Annotated in this window: 24 protein-coding genes and 1 pseudogene; 16 read left to right on the forward strand and 9 right to left on the reverse strand. The window is 67.5% G+C overall.

Going from position 1 to position 23,710, the window contains the following annotated elements:
• Positions 1–13: 13 nt before the first annotated feature.
• From ACIBH2_RS07650 to ACIBH2_RS07665, 4 genes are all read left to right on the forward strand, one after another.
• Positions 14–607: a hypothetical protein gene (locus ACIBH2_RS07650; RefSeq protein WP_397114558.1), complete on the forward strand. Its 594-nt coding sequence runs from the start codon at positions 14–16 to the stop codon at positions 605–607.
• A gap of 44 nt (positions 608–651) precedes the next feature.
• Entirely contained in the window at positions 652–864 is a 213-nt protein-coding gene (locus ACIBH2_RS07655) for a hypothetical protein (RefSeq protein WP_397114560.1), read from the forward strand.
• Positions 865–871: 7 nt separating this feature from the next.
• Positions 872–1,750, forward strand: a complete 879-nt coding sequence (locus ACIBH2_RS07660) for a hypothetical protein (protein WP_397114562.1) — start codon at positions 872–874, stop codon at positions 1,748–1,750.
• A gap of 89 nt (positions 1,751–1,839) precedes the next feature.
• Complete coding sequence (locus tag ACIBH2_RS07665; RefSeq protein ID WP_397114564.1) at positions 1,840–2,478, forward strand: TetR/AcrR family transcriptional regulator; 639 nt, start codon at positions 1,840–1,842, stop codon at positions 2,476–2,478.
• 7 nt (positions 2,479–2,485) lie between these two features.
• Here ACIBH2_RS07665 and ACIBH2_RS07670 read toward each other — a convergent pair whose 3' ends face one another.
• Complete coding sequence (locus ACIBH2_RS07670) at positions 2,486–3,118, reverse strand: TetR/AcrR family transcriptional regulator (RefSeq protein WP_397114566.1); 633 nt, start codon at positions 3,116–3,118, stop codon at positions 2,486–2,488.
• Between the two features lie 99 nt (positions 3,119–3,217).
• Positions 3,218–3,865, reverse strand: a complete 648-nt coding sequence (locus tag ACIBH2_RS07675) for a FadR/GntR family transcriptional regulator (protein WP_397114568.1) — start codon at positions 3,863–3,865, stop codon at positions 3,218–3,220.
• A gap of 180 nt (positions 3,866–4,045) precedes the next feature.
• Here ACIBH2_RS07675 and ACIBH2_RS07680 point away from each other — a divergent pair, with 180 nt between their 5' ends.
• Together ACIBH2_RS07680 and ACIBH2_RS07685 are read left to right on the forward strand one after the other, a co-directional pair.
• The gene (locus ACIBH2_RS07680; RefSeq protein WP_397114570.1) at positions 4,046–4,258 is read left to right on the forward strand and encodes a hypothetical protein; all 213 of its coding nucleotides are present in this window, start codon (positions 4,046–4,048) and stop codon (positions 4,256–4,258) included.
• A 265-nt stretch (positions 4,259–4,523) separates the two neighbouring features.
• Positions 4,524–4,862: pseudogene (locus tag ACIBH2_RS07685) on the forward strand (hypothetical protein); the annotation flags it as partial.
• 150 nt (positions 4,863–5,012) lie between these two features.
• Here the strand turns inward: ACIBH2_RS07685 and ACIBH2_RS07690 are convergent.
• Positions 5,013–5,729 (reverse strand): alpha/beta fold hydrolase, encoded by a 717-nt coding sequence (locus ACIBH2_RS07690; protein ID WP_397114572.1) that lies wholly within the window; start codon positions 5,727–5,729, stop codon positions 5,013–5,015.
• Positions 5,730–6,476: 747 nt separating this feature from the next.
• Here ACIBH2_RS07690 and ACIBH2_RS07695 point away from each other — a divergent pair.
• Both ACIBH2_RS07695 and ACIBH2_RS07700 read left to right on the forward strand, forming a co-directional pair.
• Complete coding sequence (locus ACIBH2_RS07695; RefSeq protein ID WP_397114574.1) at positions 6,477–6,734, forward strand: helix-turn-helix domain-containing protein; 258 nt, start codon at positions 6,477–6,479, stop codon at positions 6,732–6,734.
• Between the two features lie 33 nt (positions 6,735–6,767).
• Positions 6,768–8,084, forward strand: a complete 1,317-nt coding sequence (locus tag ACIBH2_RS07700) for a hypothetical protein (RefSeq protein WP_397114576.1) — start codon at positions 6,768–6,770, stop codon at positions 8,082–8,084.
• Positions 8,085–8,120: 36 nt separating this feature from the next.
• Here the strand turns inward: ACIBH2_RS07700 and ACIBH2_RS07705 are convergent, their stop codons facing one another.
• Positions 8,121–8,363, reverse strand: coding sequence for a DUF3039 domain-containing protein (locus ACIBH2_RS07705; RefSeq protein WP_397116874.1), 243 nt, complete (start codon positions 8,361–8,363; stop codon positions 8,121–8,123).
• A 157-nt stretch (positions 8,364–8,520) separates the two neighbouring features.
• On the opposite strand from ACIBH2_RS07705, the gene ACIBH2_RS07710 reads away from it, so the two are divergent.
• The gene (locus ACIBH2_RS07710; RefSeq protein ID WP_397114578.1) at positions 8,521–8,871 is read left to right on the forward strand and encodes a DUF3099 domain-containing protein; all 351 of its coding nucleotides are present in this window, start codon (positions 8,521–8,523) and stop codon (positions 8,869–8,871) included.
• Here ACIBH2_RS07710 and ACIBH2_RS07715 read toward each other — a convergent pair.
• A complete protein-coding gene (locus ACIBH2_RS07715; protein ID WP_397116876.1) occupies positions 8,842–10,149 on the reverse strand; it encodes an MFS transporter in 1,308 nt (435 codons plus the stop codon). The genes ACIBH2_RS07710 and ACIBH2_RS07715 overlap by 30 nt on opposite strands.
• Positions 10,150–10,248: 99 nt before the next feature.
• Here ACIBH2_RS07715 and ACIBH2_RS07720 point away from each other — a divergent pair, with 99 nt between their 5' ends.
• Complete coding sequence (locus tag ACIBH2_RS07720) at positions 10,249–11,229, forward strand: GlxA family transcriptional regulator (RefSeq protein ID WP_397114580.1); 981 nt, start codon at positions 10,249–10,251, stop codon at positions 11,227–11,229.
• A 14-nt stretch (positions 11,230–11,243) separates the two neighbouring features.
• Positions 11,244–11,969 (forward strand): VOC family protein, encoded by a 726-nt coding sequence (locus ACIBH2_RS07725; RefSeq protein ID WP_397114582.1) that lies wholly within the window; start codon positions 11,244–11,246, stop codon positions 11,967–11,969.
• A gap of 1 nt (position 11,970) precedes the next feature.
• Here the strand turns inward: ACIBH2_RS07725 and ACIBH2_RS07730 are convergent, their stop codons facing one another.
• Positions 11,971–12,249: a hypothetical protein gene (locus ACIBH2_RS07730; RefSeq protein ID WP_397114584.1), complete on the reverse strand. Its 279-nt coding sequence runs from the start codon at positions 12,247–12,249 to the stop codon at positions 11,971–11,973.
• A 112-nt stretch (positions 12,250–12,361) separates the two neighbouring features.
• Here ACIBH2_RS07730 and ACIBH2_RS07735 point away from each other — a divergent pair, with 112 nt between their 5' ends.
• The 4 genes from ACIBH2_RS07735 to ACIBH2_RS07750 all read left to right on the forward strand — a co-directional run bounded on the left by ACIBH2_RS07735 (position 12,362) and on the right by ACIBH2_RS07750 (position 16,926).
• On the forward strand, positions 12,362–13,879 hold the full coding sequence (locus tag ACIBH2_RS07735; RefSeq protein ID WP_397114586.1) for a methyltransferase: 1,518 nt from the start codon (positions 12,362–12,364) through the stop codon (positions 13,877–13,879).
• 384 nt (positions 13,880–14,263) lie between these two features.
• Entirely contained in the window at positions 14,264–15,232 is a 969-nt protein-coding gene (locus ACIBH2_RS07740) for a sigma-70 family RNA polymerase sigma factor (protein ID WP_397114588.1), read from the forward strand.
• A gap of 301 nt (positions 15,233–15,533) precedes the next feature.
• Entirely contained in the window at positions 15,534–16,235 is a 702-nt protein-coding gene (locus ACIBH2_RS07745) for a hypothetical protein (RefSeq protein WP_397114590.1), read from the forward strand.
• A 37-nt stretch (positions 16,236–16,272) separates the two neighbouring features.
• On the forward strand, positions 16,273–16,926 hold the full coding sequence (locus ACIBH2_RS07750; RefSeq protein WP_397114592.1) for a TetR/AcrR family transcriptional regulator: 654 nt from the start codon (positions 16,273–16,275) through the stop codon (positions 16,924–16,926).
• 17 nt (positions 16,927–16,943) lie between these two features.
• Here ACIBH2_RS07750 and ACIBH2_RS07755 read toward each other — a convergent pair whose 3' ends face one another.
• Positions 16,944–17,387: an SRPBCC domain-containing protein gene (locus ACIBH2_RS07755; protein WP_397114594.1), complete on the reverse strand. Its 444-nt coding sequence runs from the start codon at positions 17,385–17,387 to the stop codon at positions 16,944–16,946.
• A complete protein-coding gene (locus tag ACIBH2_RS07760; RefSeq protein WP_397116878.1) occupies positions 17,384–17,734 on the reverse strand; it encodes an ArsR/SmtB family transcription factor in 351 nt (116 codons plus the stop codon). The genes ACIBH2_RS07755 and ACIBH2_RS07760 overlap by 4 nt, the downstream gene beginning before the upstream one ends.
• Before the next feature lie 160 nt (positions 17,735–17,894).
• Between ACIBH2_RS07760 and ACIBH2_RS07765 the strand changes: the two genes are divergently transcribed.
• Entirely contained in the window at positions 17,895–20,804 is a 2,910-nt protein-coding gene (locus ACIBH2_RS07765; RefSeq protein WP_397114596.1) for a hypothetical protein, read from the forward strand.
• A gap of 29 nt (positions 20,805–20,833) precedes the next feature.
• Here the strand turns inward: ACIBH2_RS07765 and ppc are convergent, their stop codons facing one another.
• Positions 20,834–23,596, reverse strand: a complete 2,763-nt coding sequence (ppc, locus tag ACIBH2_RS07770; RefSeq protein ID WP_397114598.1) for a phosphoenolpyruvate carboxylase — start codon at positions 23,594–23,596, stop codon at positions 20,834–20,836.
• Positions 23,597–23,710 lie beyond the last annotated feature (114 nt).

The raw sequence follows: 23,710 nt of genomic DNA on the forward strand, positions 1-23,710 counted from the left end.
GGTCGTCGACGCCATGTCCATCGATACGAAAGAACCCGATACCCGCGACTCGGAAACCACTGCGCCGGAACGCCCTTCGACGCGACGGTCCATCTCGGTCGATGTCCGCACCGTGGCCTTCGCGACCGTCGTCGCCGTACTGGCGGTCGCCGTCGTCGCACTGTCCTGGATGCTGATCTCGGCGCGCCAGGACCTGTCCGTCCGGGACGAGGCCGCCGCGGCCGACCGCCACGCCGAGCAGGTCGCCACCGAGTACGCCGTCGGTTCGGCCACCGTGAAATTCGACGACATCACCGGGTGGGTCGCACGGCTCAAGACCAACGCCGCCCCCGCCCTGGCCACGAAGTTCGATGCGACGGCTCCCAAGCTGGAAGAGATTCTCGTTCCGCTGCAATGGAATTCGACCGCGACGCCGATCGGCTCCACGGTGGTCTCACGCTCCGACGACGTCTACAAGGTGAATGTGTTCGTCGACGTCAATTCCACCAACAGCCAGAACCCCAACGGCGCGCGCACCACGGTCACCTACACCGTGACCGTCGATGCCAACTCGGACTGGCAGGTCACCGACGTCGGTGGCTCCGACGGTGCGCTGCCGTTGAAATAGCCCGCCAGCTCTCTCATTTTCATTCCGCGACAAGGGAATAAACCATGACCGACAGTAAACCGCTGCTGTCCGAGCTGCGCGAACCCGCGGAGGTTCTCGCGCTGCTCACGCCGGAGGAGTCTCGCCAGCTCTCCGACCTGCTGCGGCAGGCACGACTGACCCAGCAGCGCAGTCTGGACCGCGCGATCGACGACGCCTTGACCGTGTTGCCGCGACTCATGCGCATTCCCGCCCGCAAGATCCTGTTCGGAAAGTAGAGCCGCCATGACGGATTCGATCGCCACCGCTCGCCTGGCCCTGCTGGCCCAATTGCTCGACACCCCACCGGAATCGCTGGCGTCGCTGCGGCGGCTGACCCCCGCCCAGCTCGCGGCGCTCACCTCGCGGTTGTCCGACGAATTGTTCGATGCCCTGGCACCCACGTTCGCGAAGATCAGCAAACTCGCACCGCTGATGCCCGACTCGCTGGTGGTCAGCGTCGCGCAGAAGGCCATTCCGGCCGAGGTCGCGGGCCGGGCCGCAGGCGTCCTGGGGATCGATCACCCCGACCGTATCGCGGGTGTCCTGAGCCGCATGCGGACCGATTATCTGGCCGATGCCGCCGTCTACGTCGACCCGCGCGTTATCCCGACACTCGCCCCGAGGGTGCCCGCCGAAGCGCTGGTTCCCGCAGCACGGGAATTGCTGCGCCGCAGACACTTCGCCGTCGCCGCCCACTTCCTCGAGTTCTGCACCGACGATCTGATCCGCGCCCTCGTACAGGGCATCGATGACGACGAGGGCCTGCTGCACACCGCGGCGCTCATCGCTGACGCCGATCGCGTGCGCGAGATTCTCGATGTGATTCCGACCGCGCGACGCAACCGCATCATCGGCGCGGCGGCCACCGGCGCGCCCGCAGCGACATTGGCGGCGCTGTCGGTGATCGCCCGGCTGGACTCCAAGGTGGCCGCACCTCTGGCGCGTTCGCTCTTCGAAGCCTGTGACGACCGGCTCCTCGGCAATCTGGTGCTGCTCGCCGAGCGCGAGGCGGCGATGCCCGAACTCATCGAGCTCAGTCAATACGCCGACGATGCGACGATCAATCGTCTCGCTCAGCACCCCGCCTTCGTCGAGCAGTCGGCCTCGGGCGTCCGCGCCTGACGGGGTGAGCTTGCCGAATCGGCAACCTCCAATCAACAAGTGGTCGTTAGGTAGGCTTCGAGACGTAGAGACGAAGGTGAATAAGAGCCATGACCATGACGAACGTGCCGACCAGACGACAGATGTACACGGCGCAGACCCGTGAGGCGCTGCTGGAGGCGGCACGTACCGCCTTCGTCGACCGCGGCTACGCCCAGACCAGCATCGAGGACATCACTGCGGCCGCGCGGATCAGCAAGGGCGCGTTCTACCGTCACTTCGCCGACAAGCAGGCCGTGTTCATCGAGTTGTTCGCGGATCGACTGCGCGACGCGGCGGTCTTGATCCGCGAGGCTGTCACCACGATTCGCGCTGGCGCACCCGGGCAGGGGATACAGTCGGCGCTGGCCTGCGCCTATGAATTCGCCCAGCGGTCGGTCACCGACCCGCTACACCGCGAACTGCTGCGGCAGGCCCCCGAAGTCCTCGGCGAACAGAAGTACGTCGCTATCGATGACGAGCTGGTGCTGCCGCCCCTGCTCGAGCTGCTGACCGCGCTGGCTGACCGGGGCGAACTGCGCGACGGAATTCCGCTCGCCACGACCGCCCGGCTACTGCTGCGGCTACTGTGCGCATCGAACACCCTCATCGCCAACGCCACGGACCGCGAGGCGATTCTCACCGAGTGCACGATCACGGTGGCGCTCTTCTTCAGCGGCATTGTGCAACCCGACGCCGCGGCACCGTGACCGGTATTCACCCGACCAGCTGATCCTCGGGAACTCCGCAGCGCGCCAACCACATTCGGGTGTTCTCCATCGCGGTAGCCGCCGAGGAGTCGGCGTCCACGGTGCCGAGGACCCCCGCGATCACCAGACCCAGACCGAGCGCCACCAGCGAGACTGCGGCACGATCGACAACATCCGGGTCGACGTCGATATCCGTGCCCGCCGCCTGGCTGATCAACAGGAGGCGGACTCCCGCCTGGAGGGCTGTCGCGGTCTCGGTGATAGACGCAGCTCGCACCGGGTCCTGGCGTGACGCGAATACGAACTCGACCGCCAGGGTCGCCCATGCGGTCTCGGTGTTGAGGGCGCGCCACTTACCGTCCACGACAGCGAGTTTGGCCGCGATGTCGGTCACCGCGAGGACGGCGGCGGTGACATCGGCAAGCCATTGCTCATAGTGCAGTCGGAGCACTTCCTGACACAGCGCCTCCTTGCTCGGGAAGTGTCCATAAATCGCGCCGTGGGTGCGGCCCGCCGCGGCGGCGATCTGTGCGATGGAGGTCGCGTGGAAGCCATTGGACAGGAACACCTCCTGTGCGGCGGCGAGCACATCCGCACGTGTCCGCGCCTGCAACTCTTCTCTGGCGAGCGCTTTCGGCATGATCCCTTCCTGTGGAACGACACCTGTCCGCACAATGATCTCATGCCATATTGCACCGCAATCTGAATGCCGCCACCGGTGGGCGGACACGGTCGCGGTTCATGTCAGTTCGTCGATGCCCTCGATCTGCAAGCGCCGCATGATCTGTTCGGCACGATCGGGATCATTGGCGCTGATGGCATCGACCAGTTCGGCGAGCTGCCGCTGCCAGCTCACGAGGTATTCGTCACTGAACGAGGTCATGAGCTCTCGCGGTGTCGCGGGGGCCAAATGCTGATACAGCTCCGTGAGGAGTTGATTGCCGGTGATCTCGCTCAGGCTGCGGAACAGCGCGAGGCCGACCGGAAGTAGCTCCTGCATCGAATTCGTTTGCGCGGCAGCCATTTCGATATCCGCCAGTCTGCTGCGCAGATCCTCCGCTCCGGCCGGGGTGCAGCGCTGCGCCGCCAAGCGGGCCGCGTACTCCTCGAACATGGCGCGGATCTCGAGGACATCGCGTACCTGCGCGTGCGCGATGCGGTCGAGCAGGGGGTAGCGCAGGGCATTGTCCGAGCGGACATAGGTGCCGTCGCCGGGGCGTGTTTCGAGCATGCCGACCTGCGCGAGGGAACGCACCGCCTCGCGCAGGGTGCTGCGACTCACACCGAGCGCCGCGACCAGTTCCGGTTCAGCCGGAATCTTGCTTCCGACCGGCCATTCTCCCGACGAGATGCGATCTTGCAACTCGGTGGCAACCCGCTTCGACAAGCTGATGTTCCGAGCGATCCTAGACAGTTCCGCCAAGGTAGATCCACCTTTCATCTGCTTCTACCAGCGCAATGGGCGCACATCCCCATGCTTGACATACGTCTGATGTTTGAGTCTACTGATCAAGTAGCCGATCGTTGGCAACCTGAGAGTTAACGACGAACAAAAAGGACCGACACCATGCGTAAGTTCCTGGGAACCGCCATCGTCGGCGGCGCGCTCGCCGCCGCCTCCGTCGCCGCGACCGGCACAGCGGCCGCCACACCGCCGCCGCCCTCGCCGGTCTGCACCATCGTCGCCTACCCGCTGGTCTTCCTCGTGGAAGCCACCGGAGGCAAGACCAGCCCCCTGCTGCCGATCCTGCAGCCGATCAGCGACGCGGTCTGCAAGTAATCCTCGCCTTGCCGAGTTCGTATTGCCAGGCCTGATCGACGGAGACGAAAGCGAGCACCGAATGAAGCGTTCTTTGACAGTTCTCGCCGGTATGGCCCTGATCCTGGGTGCCGCGGCCTGCTCGAACGACGATTCGACACCGGCCCCGACCACCAGCACGGTCGCGAAGACGACCGTATCCGCCACGACCAGCACCGCGGCCGCGCACGACCAGCCGAGCACCACCGTGCCCCAGCCCGCACCGGCAGCGGCCACTACCGAGCGGCGCGGAGCCGACGGCTCCACCGGCAACAATCTGAGCGCCGAGTACTGCGCGAAGAACCAGGACCCCGGCTGCCCGCTCGGCAGCTACGTCGGCCCCAACGCCATCCCGAACCCGAACGGCGACGGCACCTGGGTGCCGTGCGAGGGCACCATCTGCACCAACCCCAACCACGGTGCCGGACCCGAGCCCACCGCGCCGCCGGTCGAAACCACCACGCCCACACCGCCGCCGAACGGCAACCCGGTCGAGGGCGCGGCGTGCGAGGGCGACGGACACTGGGTCCATCTCGAAGGTGGCAATGCCGGGCACTACGGCACCGAATGGCTCTGCCAGCACTGAGCGACCCGCCGAAAGGCTCACGGGCGGCGCACACCATTCAGATCCGCCCGAGATCCGCCGTTCCGATCTCTCGATACGCGAAATCGCTTGTCAGCGTGACGAGTTGTGGGATGACAGCCGGTGCGATGTGGTGGCACATCTCGGGGATCGTCACATGGCGTGCGCCGGGGATGGCCGCCGCCGTCGCCGTTCCGCCGCTGGGTGGACGAGGCGATCGCTGCCGCCGTGAATGACGAGGGTCGGTGCGGTGATACGGCGCAGTTCGTCGGTGCGATCACCGGATGCCTGAATCGCACCGATTTGGCGGGCGGTGGCCTGGTGGGCTTGCCTGCCAGGTCCACGAAACCAAGCCTTGGTCGCCCACTCGCGCTCCGCGGCCCAGTTCGGCGGGCAGGTGGTCGAGGCGACACGACCGAACAGTTCGAGATGGCGTTCGACGGCCTGTCGCACGGTGCGCGGCGCGGGTTTGGCCAGAATCCATTTGGTCGACCACCGTGGTTGTCCCACAGCAGAATTGCCGGTGGTGGAGAACAGCGAGGTCAGTGTGGCCACCCGGCCGGGCTGGGTGGCCGCTATCGTCTGAGCGATCATGCCGCCCATCGACATGCCGAGCAGGTGCACCCGATCCACCTCCAGGTGGTCGAGGACCCCGATGTGATCGGCGGCCATATCCGCGAGGCTGTAGGCGTCGGCGCGGGGTCTCGCCAGCAGCTGGCGCAGCACGCTCGGCGCGGGCGCTGAGACCAGGGTGGAGCGGCCAGCGTCGCGATTGTCGGCCCGGATGACGCGGAAGCCTCGTTCGACAAACTGCGCGACCATCGCGCTCGGCCAGGATTCGAGGTCGAGTCCGAGCCCAGCGATGAGCATCAAGGCTGGGCCTGCCCTGTGCGGGGCCGTCGACGCGGAAGCAGATCCGCGTTCCAGAGGCGAGTTCGACGAACCGCTCGCCATCGGGACCGCTGCTCACGCTGCCGCAACACCATCGTCCGCCGCTTGTCCCGCGCCGACGAACTCCTCCCCCGCCCCTTCGCCTCGAACCTGATCAACGTGGCCGTCGCCCTGGACTTTCTACATACGTTGCCAGCGCACCACCGCGCTGGTCGGCAAACATCTGGCACAGAACCGCGACATCCAATTGAGCCCCGCACCGGTCTGTATCGGTACGGGGCTCACTCTGGGGTAATCGCCCATGTTGATCGCTCAGCATGTTTGACAGACCGAACCGTACACGAACACCACTTCGGCGGATCACGCCAAACAGAGGTGTATTCACCTGCGCACCGTTCGTGCCGGATTAGGTCTGCATTCGCCCCGGTTGCCAGACATCTGTGTGACACCGGCGATCGTCTTCACTGCAGCGATCTCGGCGCTTGTGGTGGGCCAAATACTGACCGCTCACTTACGGCGGTGGCGTCTAGCGCCACGCATCAGATATACAACTGTGACTGACCCAAAAGGGGATTTTTCTCAACTTTGCCGCCAGTACAGGGTGCCCAGGTTGAAGAACCCATTCCGTGACGAGGCACTTGACCCTACGAACGCAACGGAGGGTCAATATCCCGTGGTACCGCACCGGTACCCAACCGATCATGCACCCGACCGAAGGATGCGACCATGTCCGACCTCGAACAGAATGCCACTCACCTCAAACAAATTGACTGCTGGATGAGCACCGAGGAAGTTGCCGAGAGGCTCAAGATACCACCGAAAACGCTGTCGAATTGGGCTTCACTTGGAAAGGGCCCGCGCTTCGCGAAAATCGGCCGTTTTCGACGCTACAAGCTGAGCGAATTAAAAAGGTGGGAGCAAATGCTGCCCTATCGAGGCAGCGACCTGCGACCCCCTCTCGAAGATCACAAAAATGCAGCCTGATCAGTAGACATCCACACAAGAAGGAGGGGTGATATGACCCAAGTGGCGCTGGAGCCTGGCGCTATGCCCCCGAAAGACAAACTCATACCAGTAAAAGGAGCAGATGGCGTCTGGAGACTAACACGCATCCGCCACCGCGCATACAGCGGCGAATACATCAAAACTAGCGCCATCGGACGAACCCGCCGCGAGTGTCTTGACGAGTGGGAACGGAATTTCAAGAAGAATGTTCTCAAAGGCTCGAAACGCAAGCGCACAAGTCGACGAACACAGTTCTCCCCTACCGACAAGATGAGCAAAGTTTTCGCCGAGCTCGATGCCCAATACAAGGCGAAAGTGGCGGCGGGGAAGATGTCCGAAGGAACGTACAACAATTACCGGTGCTATATTTATCCACCGGCGAAAAGCCCGAAGCACAGCAAAAATCCTAACGCCTTCAAGCTCGATATCGAGATGGGTAGTCTCAGCATCAGCGAGGCGGCTGACGCTGCTTGGATTGCCGACTATCTGGACGAAGTTGCAGACAGTGCATACAGCACGGCTTACCATCAGCATCGCCAGCTGTGCACCGCCTTCAAGCTCGCGGTATTGGGTAAGGGAATCGACCCCCGCGCCAACCCCATGCCGTACGTGCCTCGTCCGACCGGCGACCGCGCAGAACCTCGGCCACTCAGCCCTGACGAGCAGCGCGGTGTCCTACAGCGCATCGACACCTGGCTGGACGACGGTCGAGGTGAGAGCCGCTACCTGCGCATCTTGTATCTGCTGCTGCTCGGCACCGGCATCCGGCCAGGCGAATGCCTGGCCGTTCGATGGTGCGACATCACGGAAGAAGAGTTCGACGGCGTCATTCGGTCGGTGCTCTATGTTGGCGCCACCGTTCGATGCAAGTCCGCTTCTGGGCCGTACCGAAACCCTCGGCGTAAAAGTGGCAACGAGTACCGGGTGGTGCTGCCTGATTGGCTCAGGGAGGTGCTCGCCACCGAGAAGCTTCGGGTATCCCCAGCTTCGGAAGAACTGCCTGTCCTTCAAGGTCCGCGCAGTAGCGCGGGGTCATGGGTCAGCGTGACCAACGCTCGCATGGCGGTTTACGCCATGCGAAACGGTAGTCAGTTCGACACCTTCCGACTGTCGGACCTACGGGACACAGTGGCCACCCACATCGCCATGATCACCGGCGACGACGAACGGGCCAGTGCCCAGCTGGGGCACATGGACGGCGGCAAGTCGATGGCTCAGCGCCACTACATCCACCAGGGCATTCGCCGCATGGTGGCAGTGGACAACGCCGACGTTCTGGAATTGCTGAACCCGTTCAAAATGGCACCAAACTGGCACTTTGCGGCCTAGTTCAACAGCCCATAGCCCACTGACCAGCGGAAACAGCTAGTCCTTCTTCATCATTTCGTAGATGCGTTTGCAGTCCGGGCAGACCGGGGAGCCGGGCTTGGCGGACTTGGTGACCGGGAAGACCTCGCCGCAGAGGGCCACCACGTGGGTGCCCATGACGGCGCTCTCGGCGATCTTGTCCTTCTTCACGTAGTGGAAGAACTTGGGGCGGTCGTTGTCGGTCGACTCGTCGACGGTCTCGTCGGGACGTACCAGGGTGTCTGCGCTCACGCATTCAATAATGCCAGCTTCGATCTCGCTAGCAGCGGCGTGTGCATTCCAGAGGCCGGAGTGGAACACTCGGGGCATGCAGCGTGACGGCGAAAATCCTGGAGCCGATCAGCCTGGCGAAGGATCTCGCCACGAATTCGAGTTCCGGCCAGCGGGGTCGATACCCATGCCGCCCCGGCCTACCCAGGGGTTCTTCCGGGGCGCGGCCGACGAACCGGTGCTCATCACCGAAGCGCAGACCTCGCTGGAACAGCAGCATCGCGACCGCGTGCGGCGGTACACGATCTTGATGGCCTTCCGTATTCCGTGCCTGATCCTGGCTGCGGTGGCCTACAGCATGTGGGAGAACTGGGTCATCTCGCTGCTGATCATCGGTGTGTCGATTCCGCTGCCGTGGGTCGCGGTTCTCGTCGCCAACGACCGCCCGCCGCGCAGCAAGGACGAACCCAGCCGGTGGGACGGCCGCCGCAATCAGATCGCCCTGGAATCAGGCCACCACCGCTCCATCGACGGGTGACCTGCGGCGAATGCACGCGGACATGATGGCCGCGACGGCACACAGACCACCGGCGATGAGCCACGCCAGGTCGTAATCGCCCTGAATATCGCGAATGAAGCCCGCACCGGAGGCCGCCACCGCCGCACCGATCTGGTGTGAGGCGAACACCCAGCCGAAGGCGACCGGTCCGTCCACACCGAAGTGCTCGCGGCACAGCGCGACCGTCGGCGGCACCGTGGCGATCCAGTCCAGGCCGTAGAAGATGATGAACGCCCACATACTCGGCTCCACCTCGGGCGCGAAGAGCATGGGCAGGATCAGCAGCGACAGCCCGCGCAGCGAGTAGTAGCCCACCAGCAGATACCGCGAATCCACCCGATCGGTGAGCCACCCCGACGCGATGGTGCCCGCGACATCGAACACACCGACCAGCGCCAGCAGCCCGGCCGACGTGGTCGCGGGCATTCCGTGATCGTGGGCGGCACTGACGAAATGCGTGCCGATCAAACCATTGGTTGATGCGCCGCAGATCGCGAAACCGCCTGCCAGCAGCCAGAAGACGGGCTTGCGCGCCACGGTGGCCAGCACGGTCAGCGCCCGCGCGGCCCCACCCGTCGCCCGCGTCCGCATCCCGGTATCGTCACCCGGCCCCGCGCCGTAGGCGGTGACGCCCATATCGCTGGGAAAGTCCCGAATGAACAGCAGCACAAGGGGAACCACCGCCAACGCGATGGCGGCCACCAACACCGCGGGCAGCCGCCACCCGTGCTCGGTCGCCAGCGCGGAGATCAACGGCAGAAACACCAGCTGCCCGGTCGCCCCGGCCGCGGTGAGCACGCCGGTCACCAGCCCGCGCTGGCGCACGAACCAGCGCCCGGTGATGGTCGCCACGAACGGCATGGACATCGAGCCCACCCCGATCCCCACCAGCAACCCCCAGGTGAGCATGAGCTGCCACGCCTGGGTCATGAACACGGTGAGCCCGCTGCCCGCCGCGATGAGCACCAGCGCGCTCGCCACCACCCGCCGAATACCGAAGCGGTCCATGAGCGCGGCCGCGAACGGCGAGATCAGCCCGTAGAGCAGCACATTCACCGAGACCGCCGCGCCGATGGTGCCGTGCGACCACCCGAACTCCTCGTGCAGCGGATTCATGAGCACGCTGGGCACCGACCGGAATCCGGCCGCGCCGATGAGCGTCACGAACGCGACGGCCGCCACGATCCACGCCGGATGCGGACCACGCGGCAATGCCGTTGCGGCAGGGGCTGATTGCCCGGGATCGGGCAGGCGGATATCGGTCACCGGCCGAGCGTGCCGGAAATATGCGTGTACAACTAGTGGCCTGAATGCCACAATGCGTAAATATCACGCCATCCGTTCGAGAGGATTCGCATGACGACCCCGCACCTGGTCGCGGTACTCGCCCTCGAACCGGTCGTCGGATTCGATATGACCATTCCGCCGATGGTGCTCGGTTCGGCCCGCGACGCCGCCGAGAATCCGCTCTACGACGTGCGGATCTGCGGACTGGACCGCGCGGGTGTGCGCGCCACCAACGGCTACACCGTGCTGCCCGCGCACGGCCCCGAAACACTCGCCGCCGCCGATACCGTGATCGTGCCCGGCACCCAGATCCCGGGCCCGCGCCGCCACGGCACCCTGCCACCGGAGCTCGCCGCGGCGCTGGCGTCCATCCGCCCGGACGCCCGCCTCGTCTCGATCTGCACGGGCGCCTTCGTCCTCGCCGCCGCGGGCCTGCTCGACGGCCGCCGCGCCACCACGCACTGGGCCTTCGCCGACGCCTTTCGCGCGCTGTACCCCGCGGTGCGCCTCGACGAGAATCTCCTGTTCGTGGAGGACGGAAACGTCTGCACCGCAGCGGGTCTCGCCGCCGGAATCGACCTGTGCCTACACCTGCTGCGCACCGACCACGGCAGCGCGGTCGCCAATACCGCGGCCCGCTACTGTGTGGTCCCGCCGTGGCGCGAAGGCGGCCAGTCGCAGTTCATCGAACAGCAGGTGCCCGAATCCGGCACCGACAGCACCGCACCCACCCGCGAATGGGCGCTGCGCCGCCTCGACGACGACCTCGACCTCACCACCCTGGCCCAGCACGCCCGCATGAGCGTGCGCACCTTCACTCGACGTTTCAAGGCCGAGACCGGTCTGGCTCCGGGAACCTGGGTACTCCAGCAACGATTGCGGCATGCGCGCCATCTCCTCGAGACGACGAGCCTGCCGGTGGACGAGGTGGCCCGCTGCGCCGGAATGGGCACGGCCGCCTCGCTGCGCCACCATATGCGCACCGAACTCGGTGTGGCACCGATCGCCTACCGCAAGACCTTCCGGCGCACCGGCGTCGGCAGCGAATGACAGGAGACAGCACGATGATTCGATGGCTCTGGATCTTCTTGGACCGTCCCGCCGACCGCTTCGACGAGAACGCCCGCTTCTGGACCACCGTCACCGCCACCAGCCTCTCTCCCACCCGCGGCGAGAACTCCGAATTCGTCACGCTGCTACCGGAATCCGGCAGGCCCAGCGTGAAAATGCAAGCGGTGGCCGATGATTCGCGCGTACACCTCGATCTCGACGTCGACGATGTCGGCGCGGCGGCCAAACGCGCCCAGGAACTGGGGGCCACCCTGGTGCTCGAGCACCCCGACTACATCGTCTTGAAGTCCCCGCACGGCATGACGTTCTGCCTCACCCCGGCCGATCGCGCCGAGATCGAGTTCCCGCCCCTCGTCACCGGCCCCGACGGCAGCCAGAGCCGACTCGATCAGGTGTGCATCGATATCGGCGCGACGGATTACGACGCGGAGACCCGCTTCTGGACCGAACTCACCGGGTGGACGCATCGGCCCGGCACGCTTCCGGAGTTCGCGCGCATCAATCCCGAACAGCCGCTGCCCGTCAAGATCCTGCTGCAACGTCTCGACGAGGACCGCCCCACCTCCGCGCATGTCGACCTGGCCTGTTCCGATATCGACGCCGTCGCCCGGTGGCACGAGTCGCTGGGCGCGCGCCAGGTGAGCCGGGGCGCGCACTGGATCGTCATGGCCGATCCCGCCGACCAGCCCTACTGCCTCACCGGCCGCGAACCCGAGTGAGTCAGCGCCGATTTCGCCGCACGCGCTCACGCACCAGGGCGTACAGATTCACCACCCACAGCACCATGATGCCGATCGCCAACACCCAGCACAGCACCCCCGCGAAGGTCAGGTGCTGACACCGGCCGTGGATCAGATCCGCCACGGACGGCGCGGCCACCACCGTCAGCAGGGCCAGAATCACCAGCTCCCAGCGCGACGGCGTGCCCACGGCGAAGAAGCCGCGTCGGGCGGGGCGTCGCGCGCCGGACTCCTCCGGGGGTTGATCGTCAGCGGTCACCGCGGCTCCCTCCGTGTCGGTTCTCCGCGCACCGGCCGGTCTCATCGTGACACGGGAAGGCCCCGGGGGCGCTGACACCGGTCGGAGGGTCGCGGTGGCAGAGTTCCCTGTCATGCCGACGAATCAGACGACCACCTCGTCCCTGCTCGCCGCACTCGCCCCCGACCTGCGCGCCGCCCTCACCCGCGTCGGCTACGACGCCGACACGCTACTCGAAGCGATCGGCGAGGACGCGCACACCGCGCTCGGCCGCTCCGAGCCGGTGCCGGTGCGCCGGGCCGCCCGCGCGGCCGGGGAACTCGGCGTTCTGATTCGACTGCTGCTGCTCGGTGATCCGATGCCCGAGGACGAGGTCGCCGCCGCGCTGCGCCCGCTCGATATCGACCGCGCGGTGGCGGCGGGCCTGCTCGCCCGCGCGGGCGGCGAGGTGCGCGCGGCCCTCGACCTGCGCCCGCTCGACCTCGGCGACGGCACCCGCTGGATCCTCTCCGATCTCGACGACTCCATGCGGCGGCGCACCCTCGACGCCGATCACGTCCTCGGCGTCGGCCACGCCTCGCTGTCGCTGCTGCGCGCCACTCCGACCCGACCGGTCGGCTCCGTGCTCGATCTCGGCACCGGCTGCGGCATCCAGGCCGTGCACGCCGCGGCCTACGGCGGCACCGTCACCGGCACCGACGTCAACCGCCGCGCACTGTGGCTGGCCGAGGCCAACGCGGCGCTCAACGAGTTGAATCTCGAACTCCTGGAAGGCTCTTGGTTCGAACCCGTCGCCGGACGCCGCTTCGACCAGGTGGTCGCCAATCCCCCGTTCGTGGTCGGCCCCGCCCACGTCGAGCACACCTACCGCGACTCCGGCCTGGCCCTCGACGGCGCGAGTGAACTCGTCATCTCCGGCGCGCCGGAGCTGCTGAACCCCGGCGGCACCGCCGCCATGCTCGCCTCCTGGGTGCACATCGACGGCGAGGACTGGCGCGGTCGCGTGTCGCGCTGGCTGCCCGACCACGGTGTCGACGCCTGGATCGTGCAGCGCGATATCGCCGACCCCGCCCTCTATGTCGGCACCTGGCTGCGCGACGCCGGACTCGATCCGCGCGACCCGGACGCGCAGGCCCGCGCCGAACGCTGGCTCGACGCCTTCGACGCCGCCCGAGTCGAGGGCATCGGCTTCGGATTCGTGTACCTGCGCGCCATCGACGGGCCGACCGAACTGCTCGCCGAAGACCTCACCCACGGCTTCGACGATCCACTCGGGGCCGAGGCGACCCTGTACTTCGAACGCTCCGCCTGGCTGCGCGCCGTGGCCGCCGATACCGATATCGCGTGGTCGTCGCGCTTCGAAGTGGCCTCGGCCACCGCACTGGAACGGGTCTACCTGCCCGGCGCCGAAGGCTGGGAACAGCGCGTCGCCCGCCTGCACCGCGGCGACGGCCCGCGTTGGCAGCACGAGATCGACGACACCATCGCGGCGCTGCTGGCCGGTATGCGCCCCGATGGGCTGCCGCTGCGCGAACTCGTCGAACTGCTCTCCTTCGGTGCGACCGGCGAGGCCGCCACGCCCGACTTCGAGGCCGCGGCGCTGACCGTGGTGCTCGGTCTGGTCCGGCACGGGCTCATCCGACCGGTGTAATCGGACTCACCTCCACTCCGGCGAACGCGCACGTCACAGCGGGTCGTCGCACCATTCCACGGGAATGTGTCGCGGCGGCCCGCCGTTGTATCCAACGGTTGACCTGCTCCTGCGAAACCACCGTGACCCATTCGAACCGTTCACCCCCGAATACACGTATTCACTTGGGGTATGCGGATGTTGGGCTCCGGTTGCGGCAACCACCCGGATATCGGCGCGGCCGAGGATCGGCCCCCGTTCCCCGGGCGGACCCTTCTCAGGAACTTCTCAGCCGAAGCGTGATGAAACCGCAGCTCAGATGCGGTTTATCGGAGCTGAGGCGGGGAACTTTCCGAGAGTCGGGTCCGTTGAACGGAGCGAGACACCACCGACAGGAGGCAAGTCATGACAAGCCCCGCCACCACTGACGTGCGCACCAGCGAACAGGACCTCGACGCCACGAGCCCCGCCGCCGACCTGGTACGCGTGTACCTGAACGGGATCGGCAAGACGGCGCTGCTCACCGCGGCCGACGAGGTCGAGCTGGCCAAGCGCATCGAGGCGGGCCTCTACGCTCAGCATTTGCTGGAGACCAGCAAACGGCTGTCGGCCACCAAGAAGAAGGATCTGGCCCTGCTGGTCCGCGAGGGCCGGGCCGCGCGCCAGCACCTGCTCGAGGCGAATCTGCGCCTCGTGGTGTCACTCGCCAAGCGCTACACCGGCCGCGGTATGCCGCTGCTGGATCTGATCCAGGAAGGCAATCTGGGTCTGATTCGCGCCATGGAGAAGTTCGACTACACCAAGGGCTTCAAGTTCTCGACCTACGCCACCTGGTGGATTCGTCAGGCCATCACCCGCGGTATGGCCGATCAGAGCCGCACCATCCGGCTCCCCGTGCACCTCGTCGAGCAGGTCAACAAGTTGGCCCGCATCAAGCGCGAACTGCATCAGCAGCTCGGCCGCGAGGCCACCGACGCCGAATTGGCCCGGGAATCGGGCATTCCGGTGGAGAAGATCGCCGATCTGCTCGACCACAGCCGCGATCCGGTATCCCTGGATATGCCGGTCGGCAATGACGAAGAGGCCCCGCTGGGCGATTTCATCGAGGACTCCGAGGCCACCTCGGCCGAGAGCGCCGTCATCGCCGGACTCCTGCATCGGGACGTGCGTACCGTTCTGGCCACCCTCGACGAGCGCGAACAGCAGGTCATCCGCCTGCGCTACGGCCTCGACGACGGCCAGCCCCGCACCCTCGACCAGATCGGCAAGCTCTTCGGCCTCTCCCGCGAGCGGGTGCGCCAGATCGAGCGCGAGGTCATGTCCAAGCTCCGCAAGGGCGAGCGCGCCGACCGCCTCCGCGCCTACGCCAGCTAGCCACAACCGTCCGGACCCACGCGAGAAGCGGGTCCGACACCGACGCCGGTCGGTTCCTGCTGCCCACAACCCCTCGGGGCAGCATGGACCGACCGGCATTTTTCATGTCTTGAGCGGCGTGGATCACATACGGGGTGAACCTCCCGCAAATGAGAGCTTGACCACACCCGGCCGGATGGTTAACGTGTGGCGAACTAAGCGCCCGCTTAGCATCATTTGTGACCTGAACCATACTGAGCGCCTGGTTTCTGGGGCGTTGAACAGACAATTGGTCAGGTAAGAGCTCGGGAGTACGACCAAGATGAAGAAGATCACCGCGACCTCCGCCCTGCTGATCGGAGCCGCGGTCATCGGCAGCGCCACCGCGAACGCGGCACCGGCGCAGACCACCGAGGCCGTGAACTACACCGGACACCTCACCGAGAACGCCGCGGTGATCTCCACCGACGCCGGTTCGCTGACCGCCGACAATGGCGTCTTCACCATCGAGGCCGCGGACGGCACCGTCCTGGCGGGAACCGAATTGTCCTTCCGGGTGGACGATTTCGTCTTCCCCGTCACCGCCGACATCTCCGGCCGCACCGCGACCCTGACGCCGCGGTTCGACCTCGCCCATGCGGTCTATCAGCCGGTCGCGCTGCCCTTCGAGGACTCCGCGCCCTGGAAGACGCCGTACGAGCGCGAGCAGGCCGCCTGGTCGCGGCTGACCTCCACCATCACCATGGGCGCCGCGCTCGGCACCGTGGTCGGCGGTCTGGGCGGCGGCGCGCTGGGGTGCGTACTGGGCGGCGTCGCCGCCGGGACCGGCGCGACCATCGCCACCGGCATCATCGGCGGACTGTTCTCGTTCCTGCCCGCGGCCGCCGTGGGCTGCCTGGCCGGTGCCGCGGCCATGGCCGCCCTGGGCACCATCGCCGGTCAGCTCTTCGTCACCGGGCCGGTGGCGCTGGGCGCGGCCGTGCAGTACTTCACCACCATCAATTCCCCGTTCCCGCGGAAGTGATGCGGCCGTACCGCTTCCAGTGCGCGACACTGATGCGATGAGCGATAGGGAAATACCGTCGGCCGAAGTCGGAGCGTCCACGACCACGATGGACGCGCTGGAGCTCACCTGCCGACGGTTTCCCGAGGGGCAGCGGCGGATCTTCCGCGCGGCCATCGACGCCTTCGCCGAGCGGGGCTTCCACGCCACCAGTACCCGCGATATCGCCGCGCGCGCGGGGCTCAGCCCGGCCGCGCTCTATGTGCACTTCCCTTCCAAAGAAGCGGTCCTGCATCAGATTTCGGTGGCCTCGCTGGGGCTGACGCGCGATGTGGCGAAGGCCGCGAGCACCGGACCGGGCTCCCCCGCCGAGCGCCTGTTCGCGACGGTGCGCGATCTGACCACCTGGCATGCCGTGCACAGCGCCAGCGTGCGGGTGGTGCTGCACCATCTCACCGATCTGACCCCCGAGCATCGCGGCGACGTCACCGATATCCAGCGGGAGATCTACCGGATGATGCGCGGCCTGCTCGTCGAGGGAGCCGAGGCGGGCTTCGATATCGCCGATCCGGGCGCGACCACGATCGCCGTGCTGTCGCTGTGCGTGGACACCGCCCGCTGGTACACCCCCGACTACCGTCGGGCTCCCGAGCGGATCGGCGAGGATCACGCCGCGCTCGCCCTGCGGATGGTCGGGGCGCACCGCGGGTGACGGCCGACCCGCGAGGGTCAGGCGGCGTCGACCACTTCGCCGAGTCGGCGCACGATACCGGGCCAGCCGCCGCGCATGATCGTGCGCGAGAGTTGCGCATTGGCGTCGTCGGGGTCGAATCCGCTGTGCGTGAAGATCATTCGAGTGCCGGTGCCCTCGGGGCGTAGATCCCAGGTGACGACCCAGCCGGTGGGCGTGGCGGCATGGGCGTCGTCCCAGCTGATGCGCAGACGTTTGGCCTCGACGAGTTCGAGTACCTCGCAGGCGATCTCACCGGAGAAGTTGGTGGCCTCGACCGGGCGGGCGCGCATGCGGAAACGATGGCCGACGGTCGGCTCGAAATCCGTTGTGGGCATGAGCCATTGGGCCATGAGCTCGGGTTCGGTGAGGGCGCGCCAGACCTTCGCGGGCGAGTGCGGGTAGAACTGGTCGATCTCGATGGTGGTGAGGTCCTCGGTCATGGTGCGGGCTCCGTTTCGTCGATGTCGTCGGGTAGGGCGTCCAGGACGGTGCCGAGGTCGCGCAGTCGGGCACGCCAGAAGCGCTCGAAGGGTTCGAGCCAGTCCTGTAGCTCGTGCAGCGGTTGCGGCCGCACGCGGTAGTAGCGGTGGCGGCCGCGTTTCTCCTCGTCCACCAGGCCGCTGTCGCGCAGCACCTTGAGATGTTCGGAGACGCTGGGCCGAGCCATGTCGAAGCGCTCGGCAATGGCCTGGACGGTCTGCTCCCCGGCCAGGAGCAGGTCCAGAATGTCGCGCCGAGTGGGGTTGGCCAGGGCGGCGAACACCCGATCGGTGCTGCTGGATTTCATGCGGTGCGGCACAGGGCGAGAATAGGTAGGAAATTTCCTACCTGTCAACCCGGTGTTCTGAACGGCGGAAATGAAGTTGTCGGGGGCCTGGGCGGCCCCTAGGGTCGGCGGCGAGGTGGTTCCGGGGGCGGGATCCGAGCGTGAGGGACAGGAGCGTGGAGTGGCCGTACGACTGGCCTGGGGGGTGGTCGCCGAGCGTGATCGGCGGGCGTGGCTGCTCGCGGACGGGCAGGTGGTGGACGCGCGGGACCGGGAACTCCCGGACGGGGCCGCGGTGGTGTTGGGGCCACCGGATGCGAGTGACGAAAGGGTCGGGGCCGCCCGCGCCGAGTTGAGCGCGTTGATCGAGGCCGGTGGGGTCGTAATCGCCGGTGCCGGTGTCGATGTGGGGGACGGATTCACCTCGGCGCGACTGCCCGGCGCGAGCGGGGACCGGCGCGACGCGGTCTTGGCGGCCCTGCGGGTACTCGGGGTGGAGGGCGCCGAGCGGCTCGGTGACCGCGCGGCCACATTGGTGGCGTTGTTCGGGGTGACGGCCACGAAACCCGTCGGTGCGGCGGCGGAGGCCGCCATGCGGGAGAACCGTTGGGCGGCCGTACATCTGGCGTCGGCGGCCGCGGATCTGCTCGGACCCGAGCAGTTGGAGCGGGTGCTCGCGCTGCGGGCGCCCGAGGGGGTCGACCCGGTCCCCTCGGGTGCGCCGTCGGAGCTGGCGGCGAATCTGCGCCACGTACTCGAAAGGTATTCGGGGCGACGGCGTTTGGACCTGGTGCTCGATGTGTGGGAGCAGGTGTGCGCTCGTGGTACGACGCTCCAGCGACAGCGGCGCTTGCTGGCGCGCCAGGATCTGACTGTGCTGGAGGGCTTGCGCGAGCGCTACCGTCGCCATGACGACGACCTCGCGACCGAGCATGTGCGCGCATGGCACGGCTATCAGCAGCCGACCGTCACCGAGCTGGCGCGCTTCGTGCCCAAATGGCCGAACTTCTGGCAGTACGCGGTGCTGAAGGTCATCGAGGACGCGGTCGCGGCGACGGTCCTGCTGCGTCTGGCCATGGCGGTCGAGGAGTACGGCGTCGAGGGCGGTCTCGCACGCATGCGGACCCGGGTCGCGGCCGCCTCGTCGATGGTCAAGAAGAGCGCGGTGCAGGCGGCGCAGCGCCCGGTCGATGGTCTCCTCGCCCTGCCCGCCCGGCCTATCGTGCACATTCGCGAACTGGATATGCGCACCCGCCACCAGCATCCGCGTGACGCGCGTTTCGAACAGGCCGTTCGCGAACGCCTCGCGACGGCACTGCCCTATGCGCTCGTGGTGCACGAGGCCACCCACACGCTGCTGTGCAAGGCACTGCCGGGCGAGTTCTTGCCGCCGCGGTGGGATTTCCCATCACTGCGCGGGTGGCGGAGTGCGGCCGGGTACACCGCGGTGCGCCCGCCCGAGACCTGGCAGCAGCAGCCGGTGGTGCGCGGCCACGGTTTGGGCAGCCTAGCGGCGCGGCGCGAAGAGGACCCGGCGGCGGAGGAGGACGCGTCGGACCTGCTGTGGTACGCCGATCTGGCCGATGCCATCGCGCAGGTGCGTGGGCTCCCCCACGCCGAGATCCGGCACACCTGGCAGACCATTCACTTCGATCCGGATCAGTCCCCGCCCGCACCGGATCCGCTGACACCGCAACCGGATTCGATTCCGCTCGCGGTGGCCGGAACGGCGCAATTGCTGTCCTTGGGCGCGCAGGCCCCCGCCCGCTGCCGCTCCTGGGCGGAGCTGTGCGCGGCGCTCATGACGAGCGGAGCGGTCGCCGAGGCGCTGACGAGCGAATTCCAGGTGCCCGAAACGATTCTCGCCACGGACGGGTCACGCTTGCCCGACACGACGGCTCGGATCGAAATCGCCCGCACCGCACGACAGTTGGCGCAGTGGTCGGATTACATGGGCAATTGTATTGCCGCGCCGTGGTATCAGAACGCGGCATGCGAGGGCCGCAGCGTACTGGTCGCCCTGCGCGACGTCGACGGTACGTTGCTCGTCAATGCCGAACTGCGGGCGACGACTGTCGGATGGCGAGTCAACGAGATACGCGCACGGTTCAATGCCGACCCGGATCCCGCACTGGCCAAGGCGTTTCGACACTACGTGCACTCCTGGCAATGGCCCGCTCCGGACAGCGCGGACAACCACGAGCCCACCGAGCCCCCGGCCCCGCCGGTCCACCGCGGACCCACCCGCTCCGTGCTGCGCGATATCGGCCCCCGGCTGCGGGAACTCAGCCGAGAATCGTTCTCCCACATGGACTCCGCGCTGGCGGCCCTCACCGCGCTGGCGGCTGGCGGCGAGGCGGACTCGAGCACGAACTCCGCGCTGAGAGTCCGTGACCCGCGAGTGTTGACCGCCCTGCGCCGCGCCACCGCCGAGGAGCTCACGCGGCTCTGCGTCGAAGCGCTGGCGGCGCGCCGGGTCACCCTGCCCGAGCTCTGGTCCGCCACTGCGGCCCGCCCGATGGCGGCGGCCGTCGAGGCGCTGACTCCCGCTGTCCGGGAACGCTATCCGCGCCTGCGCCAGCTCGTCGAGGACGCCCCGATCGCGTCGAAATCCCTGCGCCTGCTGGTGAAGGACCCAGACCTCGCCCCGTCTCGCTCCATGGATGTCGTCGCCCTGCGCCTGCGCCGCACCCTCGCCCGCCTGGCGCTGGACGGCGATCCAGCACTGTCCCGCGCACTGGTCCGCGACCCGCGTACCGACCTGCTCTGCCCACTGATCCTGGCCGTCACCTGCGCCTCCCCGAAATACACTGCGACAGTGGCGATTACCCGCCCTCGCGAGACCACCGTGCCCGGCTTCCCGGTGTCGTCACTGAGCGATCCGGCCGGTCCCTGGCAGCGCGCCTGGCCCGCCGCCGCCGAAATCGGCTTCGAACCCGAACTCTTCTGGGGCCAGGTCGCCGACACCGGCCTCCTCGCCCCCGCGGAGTGGCTGTCGGCGGGAGGCTGGCCCGCGCTCTGGCGGCGCGCCGCCGAACAGCCCGCGGCGGGCGCTCATCCGGGCCCGGCGACGACGAACACGCAGCGGTAGGCGGCGACCGAACGGCTCGGACCGCGCCACTAACCGGAGTTGCGCAGTGCGGTGGCCAATCCGTTCATGGTGAGCAGGATTCCGCGTTCCACGAGTTCGGAGTCGTCGCCCGCACGTCGGCGACGGAGCAGCTCCACCTGCATTTGGTTGAGGGGTTCGAGGTAGGGGAAGCGGTTGCGGATGGATTCGGCGAGGGCCTTGTTGTCGGCGAGGAGTTCGTCGCTGCCGGTGATGGCGGCGTGCATGGCGACGGTGCGGGTGTACTCGTCGCGGATCATGCCGTAGACGGTGGCGCGCAGGGTTTCGTCGGGGACGAGTTCGGCGTAGGTGGCGGCGATATCCATGTCGGCCTTGGCCATTACCTGGGCGAGGTTGGACAGGACGGTTCGGAAGAACGGCCAGCGGCGGTACAGGTCGGTGAGGGTGGCCAGGCGGGCGGGGTCGTCGCCGATCCACTGTTCGAAGGCCGAACCGGTGCCGTACCAGCCGGGGAGCATGACGCGCGATTGGCTCCACGCCATGACCCACGGGATGGCGCGCAGGTCGGAGACCGAGTTGGTGGGCTTGCGGGACGCGGGACGGCTGCCCAGGTTCAGATCCGCGACCTCCGCGATGGGGGTAGAGGCGCGGAAATACTCGACGAAGCCCGGGGTTTCGTGGACCAGGCGCGCGTACGCCTGGCGCGCCAGCTCGGCCACCTCGTCGAGCATCTCGTAGGCCGGTTCCGCGTCCTCGCCGAGTCCCTCCACATCGAGCAGCGTGGATTCCAGCGTGCCCGCTACGAGGGATTCGAGATTGCGGTAGGCGGTATTGGGGTCGGCGTACTTGGTGGAGATGACCTCGCCCTGTTCGGTGAGGCGCAGCGACCCGCGCACGGCCCCGGCGGGCTGGGCGAGAATGGCGTCGTAGCTGCGGCCGCCGCCGCGACCCACCGTGCCGCCGCGACCGTGGAAGAGCCGCAAGCGAATTCCGGTCTTGCGGGCCACCTCCACCAGATCGAGTTCGGCCCGGTACAGCGCCCAGTTGGCGGCGAGGTAGCCGCCGTCCTTGTTGGAGTCGGAGTAGCCGAGCATGACCTCCTGGCGCATACCGCGCGCGGCGACCAGGTTCTGATAGGCGGGGACTTCCAGTGCGGCGGAGAGGATATCGGCCCCGTGGCGCAGATCGTCGATGGTTTCGAACAGCGGCACCACACCCACCGGGCTCGACGGCGGCGTGTCGGCGTCGCCCGGGTCGAGAATGCCCGCTTCCTTCAACAGCAACGCGGCTTCGAGCATATCGCTGACCGAGGTGCACATGGAGATGATGTAGTTCGGGACGGTATCGGGGCCGAGGTCGTCCAGGGCGGTCTTGGCCGCGCGCACCACCGCGAGTTCCTTGGCCGCCAGGTCGCTGAGGCGGGCATTGGGGCCGACGAGCGGTCGGCGCGTGGTCAATTCGGCGGCGAGCAGCTCCACCCGCTGCGCCTCGTCGAGCGCGGCGTAGTCGGAATGCACTCCGGCCCAGGCGAACAGCTCGGCGACCACCTGCTCGTGCACCTCGGAGTTCTGCCGCATATCCAGACCCTGGAGGTGAAAACCGAAGGTCTCCACGGCATCTCGCAAGGCCGCGAGGCGGTCGTCGGCGAGCAGGCCGTCCCCGGAGGCGCGCATGGCGGCGTCCACCACACACAGCTCCGCCAGGAACTCCGGCGCACCGCTGTACGGGCGCGCGTCGACATCGATTCCATCGGCGGGGATTTCGCCGAGCGAGCGGCGCGCGGTCGCGCTGAGCCGGGCGCGAATGCCGCGCAGCGCGCGGCGGTAGGGTTCGTCGGCGCGCTGCGGGGAATCGTCGAAGGATTCGTCGGTCAGCGCGGCGAGTTCGGGCGTCACCGGCACCAGCCGCGCCGACTGCGACAGCGACTTCTCCAGATCCACCAGCGCGGTCAGGTAATTGCCGAACGCCACCTCGCCCGCGCGGTGGGTGGCGCGGTGCACCACCTCGGCGGTGACATTCGGATTGCCGTCGCGGTCGCCGCCGATCCAGGAGCCGGGACGCAGCATCGGCCGGGTCAGCAGCTCCTCATCCGGCCAGCGGGCCCGCAGCGCCCGGCGCACCTCGGCATTGATGCGCGGGATCACGTCGAACAGCGTGAGGTCGTAGTAGCGCAGGCCGACCTCGATCTCGTCCTGAATACGCAAGCGCGCCAGGCGAATCAGCGCGGTGCGCCACAGCAGCAGCACCTGGCGGCGCAGATCGGTCTCGATGGCGGCGTACTCGGGTTCGGTCTCGGCGTAGCGCTGCCGACGCCGCATGAGCTCGGTGATCCGGGCCTGGACGTCGAAAACGGTGCGGCGGCGCGTCTCGGTCGGATGCGCGGTGATAACCGGCGAGACCAGCGCGTCGCGCAACAGCTCGGCCGCCACCTCGCCGTCCGGACGCGCGGCGTCGAGTTTGCCGTAGGTGGCGGCGAGGCTGGAGTCCTGCGGCGGCTCCCCCGCCGCCAGATGCACCGCTCGGCGGCGGTCACGCTGCAGGTCCTCGGCCAGATTGGCGAGCAGCAGGAAGTGGCTGAACGCCCGAATCAGCGGCAACGCGGTGCGAATGTCCACATCGCGCAGCATGTCGGCGACGGCGCTGCGGTCCACCTCCGAGCGTCTGACCTTGAACGCCTCCACGCGGACCCGTTCGATGAGGTCGAACACCTCCGGGCCCTCGTGATCGCGAATGGTCTCGCCGAGGATCCCGCCGAGGAACCGGATGTCGTCGCGCAGCGGCGCGGTGGCAGTTTCGATCCGATCTTCCCGCATGGCATGAATTCTGCCCGCTGTCGGCCCCGAAGGTGCGGGCGGGCACACCTCCCGCTACCTTCCGAGCCGACCGGTAGGACTCATTTCCCGAGGTCGGGGCGCGTTCCGAAGCGC

Source organism: Nocardia sp. NPDC050406, from assembly GCF_044459025.1.
Lineage (GTDB): Bacteria > Actinomycetota > Actinomycetes > Mycobacteriales > Mycobacteriaceae > Nocardia.